The organism is Amycolatopsis anabasis, assembly GCF_009765355.1.
GTDB classification, from domain to species: Bacteria; Actinomycetota; Actinomycetes; order Mycobacteriales; family Pseudonocardiaceae; genus Amycolatopsis; species Amycolatopsis anabasis.
On the sequence record NZ_VTHK01000013.1, the window covers coordinates 102608 to 114969 of the forward strand.

14 protein-coding genes and 1 tRNA gene are annotated in these 12362 nt (G+C 72.3%); 5 read left to right on the forward strand and 10 right to left on the reverse strand.

Going from position 1 to position 12362, the window contains the following annotated elements; genetic code table 11:
• Positions 1–86 precede the first annotated feature (86 nt).
• Entirely contained in the window at positions 87–524 is a 438-nt protein-coding gene (locus tag FXO23_RS18945; protein ID WP_158886669.1) for a limonene-1,2-epoxide hydrolase family protein, read from the reverse strand.
• A gap of 182 nt (positions 525–706) precedes the next feature.
• On the opposite strand from FXO23_RS18945, the gene FXO23_RS18950 reads away from it, so the two are divergent.
• Positions 707–877: a hydrophobic protein gene (locus FXO23_RS18950; RefSeq protein ID WP_158886671.1), complete on the forward strand. Its 171-nt coding sequence runs from the start codon at positions 707–709 to the stop codon at positions 875–877.
• A gap of 127 nt (positions 878–1004) precedes the next feature.
• Here the strand turns inward: FXO23_RS18950 and FXO23_RS18955 are convergent.
• From FXO23_RS18955 to FXO23_RS18970, 4 genes are all read right to left on the reverse strand, one after another.
• Positions 1005–1092 (reverse strand) — tRNA-Ser (locus tag FXO23_RS18955).
• A gap of 80 nt (positions 1093–1172) precedes the next feature.
• Positions 1173–1388 (reverse strand): CsbD family protein, encoded by a 216-nt coding sequence (locus FXO23_RS18960; protein ID WP_158886673.1) that lies wholly within the window; start codon positions 1386–1388, stop codon positions 1173–1175.
• Between the two features lie 90 nt (positions 1389–1478).
• Positions 1479–1943: a nucleoside deaminase gene (locus FXO23_RS18965; protein WP_158886675.1), complete on the reverse strand. Its 465-nt coding sequence runs from the start codon at positions 1941–1943 to the stop codon at positions 1479–1481.
• 2 nt (positions 1944–1945) lie between these two features.
• Entirely contained in the window at positions 1946–2428 is a 483-nt protein-coding gene (locus FXO23_RS18970) for a tRNA adenosine deaminase-associated protein (RefSeq protein WP_158886677.1), read from the reverse strand.
• Positions 2429–2499: 71 nt separating this feature from the next.
• Here FXO23_RS18970 and FXO23_RS18975 point away from each other — a divergent pair, with 71 nt between their 5' ends.
• Together FXO23_RS18975 and FXO23_RS18980 are read left to right on the forward strand one after the other, a co-directional pair.
• Positions 2500–3729, forward strand: coding sequence for a M20 metallopeptidase family protein (locus FXO23_RS18975; RefSeq protein ID WP_158886678.1), 1230 nt, complete (start codon positions 2500–2502; stop codon positions 3727–3729).
• A gap of 202 nt (positions 3730–3931) precedes the next feature.
• Positions 3932–4900, forward strand: coding sequence for a prephenate dehydrogenase (locus tag FXO23_RS18980; RefSeq protein WP_281356551.1), 969 nt, complete (start codon positions 3932–3934; stop codon positions 4898–4900).
• A 12-nt stretch (positions 4901–4912) separates the two neighbouring features.
• On the opposite strand, the gene FXO23_RS18985 is transcribed toward FXO23_RS18980, so the two are convergent.
• Both FXO23_RS18985 and FXO23_RS18990 read right to left on the reverse strand, forming a co-directional pair.
• Entirely contained in the window at positions 4913–5146 is a 234-nt protein-coding gene (locus tag FXO23_RS18985) for an antitoxin (protein ID WP_158886679.1), read from the reverse strand.
• A 36-nt stretch (positions 5147–5182) separates the two neighbouring features.
• Entirely contained in the window at positions 5183–7135 is a 1953-nt protein-coding gene (locus FXO23_RS18990) for an FUSC family protein (RefSeq protein ID WP_158886794.1), read from the reverse strand.
• A gap of 69 nt (positions 7136–7204) precedes the next feature.
• Here FXO23_RS18990 and FXO23_RS18995 point away from each other — a divergent pair, with 69 nt between their 5' ends.
• Together FXO23_RS18995 and FXO23_RS19000 are read left to right on the forward strand one after the other, a co-directional pair.
• Positions 7205–7666 (forward strand): SRPBCC family protein, encoded by a 462-nt coding sequence (locus tag FXO23_RS18995; RefSeq protein WP_158886680.1) that lies wholly within the window; start codon positions 7205–7207, stop codon positions 7664–7666.
• A gap of 103 nt (positions 7667–7769) precedes the next feature.
• Positions 7770–8543 carry a polysaccharide deacetylase family protein gene (locus FXO23_RS19000; protein ID WP_158886681.1) on the forward strand — a complete coding sequence of 258 codons (774 nt, stop codon included), beginning with the start codon at positions 7770–7772 and terminating at the stop codon, positions 8541–8543.
• Positions 8544–8548: 5 nt separating this feature from the next.
• Here FXO23_RS19000 and FXO23_RS19005 read toward each other — a convergent pair whose 3' ends face one another.
• The 3 genes from FXO23_RS19005 to FXO23_RS19015 all read right to left on the reverse strand — a co-directional run bounded on the left by FXO23_RS19005 (position 8549) and on the right by FXO23_RS19015 (position 12332).
• Positions 8549–11083 carry a CHAT domain-containing protein gene (locus FXO23_RS19005; protein WP_158886795.1) on the reverse strand — a complete coding sequence of 845 codons (2535 nt, stop codon included), beginning with the start codon at positions 11081–11083 and terminating at the stop codon, positions 8549–8551.
• 167 nt (positions 11084–11250) lie between these two features.
• Positions 11251–11730, reverse strand: coding sequence for a carboxypeptidase regulatory-like domain-containing protein (locus FXO23_RS19010; protein ID WP_158886682.1), 480 nt, complete (start codon positions 11728–11730; stop codon positions 11251–11253).
• Positions 11727–12332 (reverse strand): RNA polymerase sigma factor, encoded by a 606-nt coding sequence (locus FXO23_RS19015; RefSeq protein ID WP_158886683.1) that lies wholly within the window; start codon positions 12330–12332, stop codon positions 11727–11729. Before FXO23_RS19015 ends, FXO23_RS19010 begins: the two co-directional genes overlap by 4 nt.
• Between the last annotated feature and the right edge of the window lie 30 nt (positions 12333–12362).

Consider the following 12362-nt stretch of genomic DNA (forward strand, 5'->3'; position numbering starts at 1 on the left):
ACCGAGTTGATCACGTCACGTCAGCAAGTTGCTTTCGCAAACGCGCCTGCGATGGTTCGCGTGGGGCCGTTAGCTCGCCCCGAGGGCTACGCAGCCGGGGAGCGGAAGCGGGCGAGCAGGCCGGAAAGTCCGGCCACCGCGGCCTTTCCGGCGCCCTTCGCGCTGGCGGCGAGGAAGGTGGCCCAGTCGAAATAGTCGCGCCACAGCACGATTCGGTCGTCCCGGACCTCGAAGGTGCCGCAAACCCAGAACTCGGCTTCCCAGGACCGGGCGCGGAGCACGTCGGTGCGTTCGGTGAGCACGATCGGCCCGTCCGCGGCGATGTGGTGGGTCCGCGCCTCGAATCCGGTGCCGTACTTGGCCATGAGCCGCAACTGCTTCTCCACCGCGGCGATTCCGCGAGCCGGGGGCAGCGGCACGTTCTGGTAGACGATGTCGTCGGCGACGAGGCTCAGCGCGCCGTCCAGGTCGAACTCTTCGAGGGCCGCCAGGAATGCGCCGACCGTCGCTTTCGGATCCGCCATCAGGTGTCCTCCCACGGGCTCGCGACTGGGTACTCGCCAGGCTAGCCCGCCGCCCGCATCCGGCCTAGTGCCGGAAAAGTTCTCTGGGCCGGACGGCGCAATCGGGTCCCCGCGGAGATTCTTCCGGGTTGGACGGGGTATCCGGGATGTGTCCGCCCATCGGGGGCGCGAGGAGGTTGTCAATGTTGCCACTTGTTCTGGTCCTGCTGCTCGCGCTGGTCCTCTTCGGCGCAGGCTTCGCCTGGGACGTCCTGTGGATCATCGCGGCCGTCGTGCTGGTGGTCTGGTTGCTGGGGTTCCTGATCCGCCCCACGACCGGCGCGGGCGCGCGGGGGCGCTGGTACCGATGGTGAAAGATTGCCGCGCAAGGAAAAGCCACCCGATCACTATGTCCACTGTGGATGGTGTCCCTTGACGGCGGCCAGTGAAACGGCGAAGCGCCGGTCCCCGGATTCCCGGGAACCGGCGCTTCGCTCAATGCGGTAGCGGTGGGATTTGAACCCACGGACGGGGGTTGCCCGTCACGCGCTTTCGAGGCGCGCTCCTTCGGCCGCTCGGACACGCTACCGCCGACCAGGGTACTGCACGCCCCGAACCGCGCACGAGGCGGCCCGGCCCGGCGAACCGGACCGGGCCGTCCGCCTCGCCTCAGCGGTCGTCGCGGTTCAGCTTGTCCTTGGCGTCCTGCACCGCACCGGTGGCCTTGTCCCGCAGGTCGTGGCCCGCTTCCTTGGCTTCGCCCTTGGTCTGGTCGGCCTTGCCGGAAGCCTGCAGGTCCTCGTTCCCGGTCGCCTCGCCCAGCTTCTCCTTCGCGCCACCGACCATCTGCTGCGCCTTGTCCTTGACCTTGTCGAACAGGCTCATCTGACGATCCTCCTTCGTGGGCGTCCGGCCCCATGCGGGCCGGTCCGCTACCCGGGGAATACCCGCGGTGAGCACGGCCCAATCACGCGATCACCGCTGCGGGCCATCCCGGTGGCCCGCGAAGAAGGCGTCGAGCAGGGCCGCGCATTCCTCGGCGAGCACCCCGCCGATCACCTCGGGCCGGTGGTTGAGACGTCGGTCACGCACCACGTCCCAGAGCGAGCCCACCGCGCCGGTGCGGGGCTCCCACGCGCCGAACACCAGGCGCGCCACCCGGGCCAGCACGAGCGCGCCCGCGCACATCGTGCACGGTTCGACGGTCACCGCGAGCGTGCAGCCGTCCAGCCGCCAGCCGTCGCCGTACGCGCGCGCGGCCGCGCGCAGGGCGAGCACCTCGGCGTGCGCGGTCGGATCGCCGAGCTCTTCGCGGGCGTTGTGCGCGCTCGCCAGCACCCGGCCGTCCGGGGCGAACACCACCGCGCCGATCGGCACGTCGTCCCCCGCGCGCACGGCGACCTCGAGCGCCGCCCGGACCGCGTCGGCGTCGCCGGGCACGGCTAGATCTCGTCGAGCAGCTTGCCGAACTGCTCACCGAAACCGCACCGCTGCGCGATCATCTGGAGTTGCTCGTCGGGGTAGAGCTCCACCTCGTTCACGATCACCTCCAGCTCCCCGCCGGGCAGCCCGAGGTCGGCCAGGATCTCCAGATCGCCCTCCGGCCAGACGGACTCGTCGTCCTCGTCCGGCGGATCGACCCGCAGCAGATCGAGGACGTCCGCGGCGATGTCGTAGTCGAGCGCCGCCGCCGCGTCGGAGAGCAACAAGGACGCCCCGCGCGGGCTGGGGCGCACGATCACGAAGAACTCGTCGTCCACCGCGAGCAGACCGAACACCGCCCCGGTGGACCGCATTTTCGCCAGCTCGGTGATCGCGGCGTCCAACTCGGTCAGCGCTGCGGAATCCAGCAGGCTGCACCGCCATCGGCCGTCCTCCCGGACCACCGCAACCCCGAACCCCTGGACCGGCTCCTTCACCGCCATGCGCACACCGTATACCTGCCGTAAACCAGCGGTGGTGCGCCACAGCCGGGCGTGGTGCCACTATCGGGTTCATGACCGGACCCACCGACCTCCCCTCGCTGCCCGACGCCCGCCTCGCCGGGCTGCTCGACGAGGCGAAGGCCCTGCAAGCCAAGACCGTCGAGCTCCGCCGGGAGATCCACCGGCATCCCGAACAAGGTCTGGACCTCCCGAAGACCCAGGCGGTGCTGCGGCGGGCGCTGGCCGACCTGCCGCTGGAGATCACGCTCGGGAAGTCGACCACGTCGATCACCGCGGTGCTGCGCGGCGGGCGGCCCGGTCCGGCGGTGCTGCTGCGCGGGGACATGGACGCGTTGCCGCTGACCGAGGACACCGGCCTGGACTTCGCCTCCGAGTCTCCGGATTCGATGCACGCCTGCGGGCACGACTGCCATGTGGCGATGCTCGCCTCGGCGGCCCGGCTGCTGGCGGCGCACGCCGACGAACTCGCCGGTTCGGTGGTCTTCATGTTCCAGCCCGGCGAAGAGGGCTACCACGGCGCCCGGCACATGATCCACGAAGGCGTGCTGGACGCGGCCGGGTCGCGGGTGGAAAGCGCCTTCGCCCTGCACGTCTTCGCCAACGCGCCGTCCGGCCTGGTGTACACCCGGCCCGGCCCGATCCTGGCCTCGGCGGACAGCTTCACGGTCACCGTCACCGGCAAGGGCGGGCACGGTTCGATGCCGCAGCTCGCGATCGACCCGGTTCCGGCGGCCGCGGCGATGGTCGGCGCGCTGCAGACGATGGTCACGCGGCGGGTGAGCGTGTTCGACCCCGCGGTGCTTTCGGTGACCCAGATCACGGCCGGGACCACGACGAACGTCATCCCGGAAACGGCCGAACTGCGCGGCACCATCCGCACGCTGTCCGAGCAGTCCCGGGCGCTGGTCCGCGAGGAACTGCCGAAGGTGTGCGAGTCGATCGGCGCGGCGCACGGCTGCCGCGTGTTCGCCGACATCGAGCCGGGCTACCCGGTGACCGTGAACGACGCGGCCTCCGCCGCACGGGTGCTGGACCTGGCCGGGGACGTGCTCGGCGCGCGGAACGTGGCCCCGATGGCCGATCCGATCATGGGTGCCGAAGACTTTTCCTATGTGCTGCAACGGGTTCCGGGCACGTTCGCGTTCCTCGGCGCGGCGGCGCCGGGCACCGATCCGGCCGAGGCCGCACCGAACCACTCGAACCGCGTCCACTACCACGAGGAGTCGTTCGCACACGGCGTGGCGCTGTACGCCGCTTTCGCCCTGGACGCCTTGCGTTGATCGAGTCAATCCCTTGCGTTGACTGGCAGTGTTCTTGAGGACGCGAACACTGGCGCGTGGCCAGGGCGCTCGATCGGCGCATCGCTCACGTAGGTCTGAAGGGCGCCCTGCCCCCGCACCAGCGGGGCCTTCGGCCGAGCGCGGCCCGCTGGTCAAGTCGGTCCGCACGCACGCCTTGCGTTGACTGGCAGTATGTCTCAGCGTGCGAGACGTATGCGTGATCGGACTCGGATTGATCGGCGGCTCGCTGGTGCGCGCCGCGGCCGGAGCCGGACGGGCGGTCTGGGGTGCGTCGACGTCCGAAGTGGACGCCGACGCGGCCAAGGCCGACGGCTACGACGTCACGACCGATGTGGACGAAGCCCTGGCCCGCGCGGCGGACCGGGACGCGGTGGTGGTCCTGGCCGTCCCGCTGACCAGGGTGGACGACGTCCTCGGCAAGGTCGCCGACCGCGCGCCGGAATGCCTGCTGACCGACGTGACGAGCGTGAAGTCACCGGTCCTGGACTCGGTGCGCCGGTTCGTGCCGTCCGCGAGATACGTGGGTGGGCATCCGATGGCCGGAACCGCCGAATCCGGTTGGCGCGCGGGCGACGCGGCGCTGTTCGGCGGTGCGGCCTGGGTGGCCTGCGTCGAGGAGGACACCGACCTCGCGGCCTGGGCCGAGGTCGCCGGGCTCGCCCTCGACCTCGGCGCGCACGTGGTGCCGCTGCCCGCTGCCTCGCACGACGAGGCGGTCGCGCGGATCTCCCACCTGCCGCACCTGCTGGCCGCGGTGCTGGCGGCGGTCGGGGCGCAGGGCGGGCCGCTGGCGATGTCGCTGGCCGCGGGTTCGTACACCGACGGCACCCGGGTCGCCGGATCGCGGCCCGAGCTGGTGCGCGCGATGACCGAGGGCAACCGGGACGCGCTGCTGCCGGTGCTGGACGAGGCGCTGGGCAAGCTGGGCGCGGCGCGCGGATCGCTCGCGTCCACCGGCGGGCTCGCGGCGACGGTGAACGCCGGGCACGAGGGCGCGCAAGCGCTTGCGCAGGCGCGCGCGGCCCGGCTGGCCGGGGTGCGGGTGAGCCTGACCGCGCCGGACGCCCGGGAGGGCCTGATCGCCCTCGGCGAGCGCGGCGGGCGCATCACGGCCATCGCCGGCGACACGGCCGTCGGCGAGGTGTGCTGAGGAACCCCGGGGTCAGCCGGGTGGCGGCGGGGGCGGCTGGTCGCCCGGTTTCCGGCCGCCTTCGCCCTTGTTCTTGTGCAGGAAGTCCTTCGCCTTCTCGGCCACGTTGTCGATCTTGTCCGAGTGCTGGCCGAACTTGGACTTCGCGAACCCGCTCGCCTTGTCCATGCCCTGTTCGATCTTCTCGGCGTTCTTGCCGAGCGCTTCCTGCGCCTTCTTCTTGACCTCGTCGAAGTTTATGCCCATACCCACTATGAAACCCGAGTCCACGCGGACCGCAACTCAGGTCGTCCGCCGAGGTGACGGCAGGAACCGCCGCACAAGCCGCCGCGGCGACCAGTCGGCCAGGTCAGGGCCGCGCACCGCGTCGAACGCCGAGGCGAGCTGGTCGACGACCCCGGACAACTGCTCGGTCTCCGGCAGCGGAACGCTCTCCGGCTCCCGCTGCTCCCGCACCGAGGCGGCCAGCTCGCCGAGCGCGGCGACGAGCAGATCGACGTCCCCGGCGGCGGGCGGCGGCGCGCCGTGCTCGACGGTCACCACCACCTCGGTCACCGCGTCGGCCACCCGTTCCAGCGCGACGATCACCGGCCACCACGCGGTCGCCTGCCGTCCCGCCGCGGACGGTTCGACCACCACCTGCTGGAACGCGGTCCGCAGATCGGCCAGCGCCCGGTAGGCCCGCCGCCGCGCCCGCGACCGCTCGGCCCGGTCCGGGCCGGACTCGCCCGGGACGAGCGCCCGCCGCACGTACCCGGCGACCGTGTCCAGCCCGTCGGCGAGCCGCCCGCCGACCCGCGGCCGCCGGCTGCCCGGCCAGAGCAGGTAACCGAAGACCAGCACGATCGCGCAGCCCAGCACGGTGTCCACCAGCCGCGCGAGCACCACGGCCCAGTCGCCGTGGCTGGCCAGATCGGTCTGCAGGATGATCAGCGGGGTGACGAACGCGCTGAGGATCCCGTAGTTGCGCACCTTGCCGACGGCCACCCCGGCGGCGAACCCGGCGATCAGCGCGACCAGCACCCAGCCGTGCGGATCGAGGCCCAGCACCGCGGCGCCGATGCCCACCCCGGCGACCGTGCCGATGCCGCGCAGCACCGCGCGGCCGAACACCGAGCCGAAATCCGGTTTCAGCACGATCCCGACGGTCAGCGTGATCCAGTACGACCGCTCCAGCGGCACCACCAGGCTCACCAGTTCGGCCAGCAGCACGCACAGGCTCAGCCGCAGCGCGGCGACCCAGGTCAGCGGCCCGGCCAGCGAACCCGCCCATTCGCGCAGCCGCACGCGCAGCGGCTCCGGTTCCCGGCGCTTGCGGTCCGCCCCGGCCCGGATCCGCGCCAGCCCGGCGTAGAGCGGCGCGAACTCCTCGGGGCCCTCGGGCGCGGCGGGCAAGGGGTGCTCGGCGAGCACCGCGGTGGCCACCGAGACCACGTACTCGACCGCCTCCTCCGGCGCCCGGCGGCCCGCGTTGACCAGGGCCACCGAGGCTTCGACCGCGGGCGTGCTCGCGGACAGCAGGTTCAGCAGGCGCCGGTACGCCTCGTCCCGGCCGGACAGCCAGGAACGCGCGGTGAGCAGCCGGTCGTAGGCGGTGTTCATCGCGGTGGTCAGCTGGTGCCGCGCGGCGCGGGAGGTCGGTTCGTCCGGCGCGGACAGCATCCCGGCCAGCTCGATGAACACGTGCGCGACCGCGGTCCGTTCCGGGCTGGTGGCGCGCACGGTCCAGCCGAGCAGCGCCACCGACAGGCTCCACGCCGCACCGGCCAGGAAGCACCCCAGCGCGAGGTCCAGCCGCACCCCGGCCGCGTGCTGGCCGGTGCCGAGCACGCAGAAGACGAAGAACTGCAGGCCCGCCACCGAGGCGTTGCTCCCGGCCGCGCTGATCACCGCGGACACCGCGGCGACCCCGACCACGGCCGGGATCGAGACGGCCGGGTTGCCGCCGGCGAGCAGCCCGATCAGGTACCCGACCGCGGCGGCCGCGGTCGCGCCGCCGAGCCTCCGCGCGCGGTAGCGGTACGGCCCCGCCGCCTCGGACAGCACGGTCGGCAGCGCGCCGGTGGACACCAGCGCGCCGAGGCGGAGGTCGCCGAGCGCGAAACCCACGGCCAGCGGCAGCGCGAGCGCGATCGGCGCGCGGACCATCCGCGACCAGGGCACCGGCTCCGGCTTGCTGCGCAGCAACTGGACGAGCCAGTGTGGTGCGGCGAAGTCGGGACGGGGCACTCCCACATCTTGACGCACGTAACCCGCGACACCCAGTTGTCGTTGAGCCAATAACCGAAACCGGGAGGGTTTCCGATGCCGGACAAGAAGTTCTCGTTCGAGGTCAACCGGACGAGCAGCGCGCCACCGTCCGCGCTGTTCGCGCTGGAGACCGACGGCGCGCGCTGGTCGAGCTGGGCGCGGCCGCTGGTCGTCCAGTCCGGCTGGGAACGCCAGGGCGATCCGGCGCCCGGCGGGATCGGGGCGATCCGCAAGGTCGGGCTGTGGCCGCTGCTGATGCGCGAGCAGACGCTCGAGTACGAACAGGACCGCCGGCACGTCTACACGTTCGCCGGACCGCCGGCGCCGGTGCGCGACTACCGCGCCGAAGTGATCTTCACCCCAACCGGGGAGGGCGGCACGGATTTGCGCTGGAGCGGGACCTTCCGGGAGCGGATACCGGGCACCGGAGCTGTAACGCTCCGGATCCTGCACGCGGTAATCAAACTGCTCTCGGCGCAACTCGTGCGCGCGGCCGAGCGCGGCGAGGTGCGATAGGACACAGACGCGCCGGACAACCCGGCGTCTCATGATCACGTCCCCTCGACGGGTCCACAAGACCTGGAAACCTTTGCGTCACAAGGCAAAAAGGGGACACGACATGACACAATGGACAAGATCCGGCGCGCTCGCGTGCGCCCTGCTGGCCGCGCTGGCGCTGGTCGCGTGCTCGTCGAACCCGCCCGCCCCCGAACCCGCCCAATCGAACCCGGCGCCCGGCGCCGCGCCCCCGGCCCCGATTTTCCCGCCGCCGTACCGTTTCGGTGAAGTGCAGCAGCAGGCGCCGCCGATCACCGACGGCAAGATCCCCGTGGTGCGGCGGATCGCCACCGACAAGCCGTACGTGTTCATCACCATCGACGACGGCCAAGTCAAGGACCCGGACGCGCTCCGCCTGATCAAGGAGTCCGGCACCCGCCCGGTGCTGTTCCTCAACCAGCGTTACGTCCAGGGACACGAGGACTACTTCAAGCAGATCGTGGACGCCACCGGCGCCACGATCGGCGACCACACGGTGAGCCACCCCAACCTGCGCGGCAAGCCGTACGCCTTCCAGCACAAGGAGATCTGCGACGACGCGGATTCCTTCCAGCGGGAGTTCGGCAAGCGCCCCACGCTGTTCCGGCCGCCGTTCGGCACCTACGACGCGAACACGCTGCAGGCCGCGGCCGCCTGCGGGATGCGCGCCGCGGTGCTCTGGACGGCCGCGGTGAACGACGGGCACGTGCAGTTCCAGGAGGGGGACAAGCTGCGCGCGGGGGACATCGTGCTGATGCACTTCCGCAAGACGTTCGCGCAGGACTACACCGCGTTCGTCGACGAGGCCAAGCGCGCCGGGCTCACCCCGGTCCCCCTCACCGACTTCCTCGGCTGACCGGGTCAGCCGGAGCCGAGGCAGAGGAAGGGGCGGCGCAGCGGGTCGACCGCGGTCGCCTCGGCCAGGGCGAACGCCGGGGAAACCCCGGACGCGAGCTGCCGGTGCAGATCCGACATGGCCTCCGCGGCGGCGTAGTCGCCGACCCGGGCCACCGCGCCCACCACCGACCGCGATCCGCTCGCGAGCAACGTCCCGGCGAACCCGAGCGCCTCCTCCCCCGGCCGGATGTGGCTCATCGCCAGCTCGCAGGCGGCGAGCACGACCCGTTCCGGCGGCTTGTTCAACCGCGCGGTCTCGTGCGCGAACAACGGCCCGTCGACCAGGTCGAGCCGCGAGAACAACGCGTTCGCCGGTTCGTGCGTCCCGTGCGCCACCAGATGCGCCAGCCGCGAACCCTCCAGCGCCGACAGCACCTCGCCGCTCGTCGCCTGCTGCCCGTCGACCAGCGTCGCCTCCGGGTACACCGACCGCAGCTGCCGCACCTCACCGATCGCCCCGGGCACTCCCGGCCCGCCGACCAGCACCACCGGCCCCGAGGTCTCCTCCGGGTACGGCCGGGAGGACGCGGCCACCCACGCGGTCGCCGACGGGGTGACCGAGATCGGCCGCCCGCGCAGCGACGGCAGCGCCGCCCAGGGCAACGCGTACAGCGGTCCGATCGGGACGATCACCAGCTCGCCGTCGCCCAGCGCGTTGGCGAGCGGTCGGACAAGAAGCTCGTCCAGCAGGTTCGCGCGCCGCCGCGCCGACGCGGTCACCGCGTTCACCAGGACCTCGGACAGGTGGTCCGGCGCGAGCGCGTCCAGATCGGCGTGCAGCTGCTTGGTGACCTCCACGACCTCGGCCAGCGGCCCGAGCCGCACCAGCCGGAACCGGCCGTCCCGGACCACCACGGCGGCCAGCGAGTCGCCGTGCCCGGCCAGGCTCACCAGCGTCCGGTCGCCGAGCCGCGCGGCCACCTCGTCCGGTGAACACACCGGCCGCGGCCGGCCCCACGGGCTGGTGTGCCAGCCGAGGCGGCTCGCCTCGCGCTGCAGCCACACGTACCGGTGCTCCAGGCCGGCGACCGGTTTGCCGATCAGCCGGTTCTGCTGCACGGTCCGCTGGACGTGCCGCATCTCGGTGAGGTGCCGCGCGAGCACCTGGTCCTCGATCGCGGGCAGCGGTTCGTACCGGTACACCTGGGCCCGCGTGCGCTCCTGCCAGGCGAACAACCGCCGCGCGTCGGCCTGCCCCCGCGCCTTGCCGAGCACCAGCCCGACCGCGAGCTGGCCGAGCTCCTCCCCGTGCACCGCGGTGCCGCAGAGCAGGTCCAGACCACCCATGCGGTCGCGGACGCGGCCCAGTTCGACCAGCCCGGCGCGCGCCTGCGCGAGCGCCGACCGGTGCCGTCCGGTGGCCACGGCCAGTTCGGCGCGGCACAGCCGCAGCAGCATCTTGTGGTCCACCGGGGTGGTCCGCCGCGGTTTCGGCACCTGGGCGAGCAGGGTTTCGGCCTCGGCGACCGCGCCCCGGTGCAGCCGCAGCCGGACGGCGAGCAGCCGGGCGACCGCGGCCTCGTCGCGCAGCCCGAGTTCGGCCAATCGCCCGGCGAGCCGGACGAACTCGGCGGGCAACCGGGACTTCGGCCGGGTGCCCGGGCGAAGTTCGGCGAGCGCGTCGGCCCGCAGCCGGGTCAGCGCGGCGACCTCGGCCCACGGGGCGTTGCCGCGCCGCAGGAACCGGCGGTGGGCGGCGGCCGCGAGCCGCCGGGCCAGGACGTGGTCACCGTCCAGGAGCGCGGCGGCGGCCCGGGCCACCTCGGCCTCGGCGAGATCCTGGTTGACCCGCATCCGGCGAAGTTCGGGCAGCACCTCGTCCAGGTGCCGCGCGGCCTCTTCGGCGAGCCCGGCCACCAGCAACGCCCGGGCCTGGTCCAGCCGGACCCGGGTCAGCCAGCCGGGCGCGGCGGCTTCCAGGATCCGCGCGGCCTCCTCGTAGTGCCGCAGCGCTTCGGGGATGTCGCCGGTCAGCTGGGCCAGATCGCCGAGGCCGTGCCGGGCCTTGCCCTCCAGCCGGGTCAGCCCGTACCGGGTGGCCAGGTCGATGCTGCGCCGGAAGTCGCGCGCGGCGGCCTCGGAGTTGTTCATGTTCGCGTGCAACTGCGCGCGGTTCATCAGATTGCGGGTGAGCAGCAGCCCGCCGTCGCTGACCTCGCGTTCGACGACCGGGAGGATCGCGTCGAACAGCGCCAGCGCCTCGGCCGAGCGGCTGACCCGGAAGAGCAGGACCGCGCGCTGCAGCCCGGCCACCGCGCGCAGGGTGGCCTGCTGGGTTCCGGCCGGGAGGCGCCCCAGCGTCTCCTCGGCGGCGTCCAGATGCGCCAAACCCCTTGCGGTCGAACCGCTTTCGGCCACCGCCAGGGCGAGGGTGATGAGCACCCGCGTCCGGGTCCGCAGCCAGTCTTCGGTGGCCTCGCCCGCCGCGTCGAGTTCGCGCAGCGCCCGGCTCAGCAGCCCGGCGGCCTGCCCGGAATGCATGTTGTTCGCGGCCTTCATGGCACGTGCGTGCAGTTCCGTGGCGGCCGCGATCACACGGCTGACGTCCTGGCCCCGCGACAGGGAAGACGTCGATCCAGACAGGGCGGGCACGCGCCTAATGGGAGCACACCCGCTGCCGTGATCACTCCGCAGGCAGGGCGAATCGGGTCACCGAATGTGTTGTTCTACAGCACAACAGTCGGAGTCACGACCGTTCGGCGGCAAGAGGGCGCGCCCAAATGGACCACGATCTGCGTGGTTCCGCGCGGAACGCTGTCCAGCACGAACCGCCCGCCCTCGTCGGCCGTGGTCGTGGACGACCCGTGCTCGGCGACCCGGACCTCCACCCCGTAGCACCCCGCCGGCACCAGCCAGCCGTCGATGCGGTGGTTCGAACCGATCTTGGTCAGGTTGATCATCACGGTGAGATCGCTGACGGTGAACGTGATCGTGCCCTGATCGCCCCCGCGCACCCCGGCCAGCGAGTCCGCGCGTTCCCAGCGCGCGACCTCGACGTCCAGGTTCTCCAGCGCCATCGCGAACTGGATGCGTTCGACCAGGTCGTCCGGTGGCGGATCGACCGTCTCGACCAGCCGATCGAGCTCCGCGAGCAGCGTCGCATCATCGGGGAAGATCCCCTCCCCCACCGGCTTGTTCTCACTCATGCGCTGCCCCCTTCGATGTCCAGCAGTTGTCGCATCGTCTTCAGGCAGCGGCCCCTGGTCGGTCCGATGCTGCCCTGTGGCATATGCATCGCATCGGCGACCAGGCGGTACTCGGCGCGCCCGGCCAAGACGGTCAGCCGCAGCAGCTCCTGGCATTTCTGCGGCAGTTTTTCGAAGGCGTTCCAGAGCTGGCGATCCCGATCGGCGCGCAGCACCTCGGCCTCCGGCGCCGGCTGGGTGCCCGGGACGGTCTCGGCCATCTCGTCGGTGAGCGGCACCGGCGCCGGTTTGCGCCCGAACGTGCGCTGCGACTCCCGGCGGGCCGTGGTGATCAGCCAGCCGGCCAGCGCCCTCGGCTCGTTGAGCTGGTCGAGGTGGCTGAACAGCGCCAGCCAGACCGTCTGCACCACGTCCTCGGCGGTGTGCTGGTCCAATCCGTTCCCCCGCGCGACGTGCCACACCAGCGGCGTGAGCTCGGCGACCAGTCGGTTCATGGCCTGCCGATTACCCTCTCGTGCCGCATGCATGCATGCCGCGTACAACTCCGCGCCGCGCAGGCCCTCCCATGGCGGGTCCGCCTCGGCGGTTCGCACGTCCGTCACCGCATCCGCCCCGTTTCGGGTTTCGTCTCC

Bases quoted from the DNA above. Each gene is read 5' to 3' on its own strand.
- FXO23_RS18945 (WP_158886669.1), bottom strand. From the start codon at position 524: ATGGCGGATCCGAAAGCGACGGTCGGCGCATTCCTGGCGGCCCTCGAA.
- FXO23_RS18950 (WP_158886671.1), top strand. From the start codon at position 707: ATGTTGCCACTTGTTCTGGTCCTGCTGCTCGCGCTGGTCCTCTTCGGC.
- FXO23_RS18960 (WP_158886673.1), bottom strand. From the start codon at position 1,388: ATGAGCCTGTTCGACAAGGTCAAGGACAAGGCGCAGCAGATGGTCGGT.
- FXO23_RS18970 (WP_158886677.1), bottom strand. From the start codon at position 2,428: ATGGCGGTGAAGGAGCCGGTCCAGGGGTTCGGGGTTGCGGTGGTCCGG.
- FXO23_RS18975 (WP_158886678.1), top strand. From the start codon at position 2,500: ATGACCGGACCCACCGACCTCCCCTCGCTGCCCGACGCCCGCCTCGCC.
- FXO23_RS18985 (WP_158886679.1), bottom strand. From the start codon at position 5,146: ATGGGCATAAACTTCGACGAGGTCAAGAAGAAGGCGCAGGAAGCGCTC.
- FXO23_RS18995 (WP_158886680.1), top strand. From the start codon at position 7,205: ATGCCGGACAAGAAGTTCTCGTTCGAGGTCAACCGGACGAGCAGCGCG.
- FXO23_RS19000 (WP_158886681.1), top strand. From the start codon at position 7,770: ATGACACAATGGACAAGATCCGGCGCGCTCGCGTGCGCCCTGCTGGCC.
- FXO23_RS19005 (WP_158886795.1), bottom strand. From the start codon at position 11,083: ATGAAGGCCGCGAACAACATGCATTCCGGGCAGGCCGCCGGGCTGCTG.
- FXO23_RS19010 (WP_158886682.1), bottom strand. From the start codon at position 11,730: ATGAGTGAGAACAAGCCGGTGGGGGAGGGGATCTTCCCCGATGATGCG.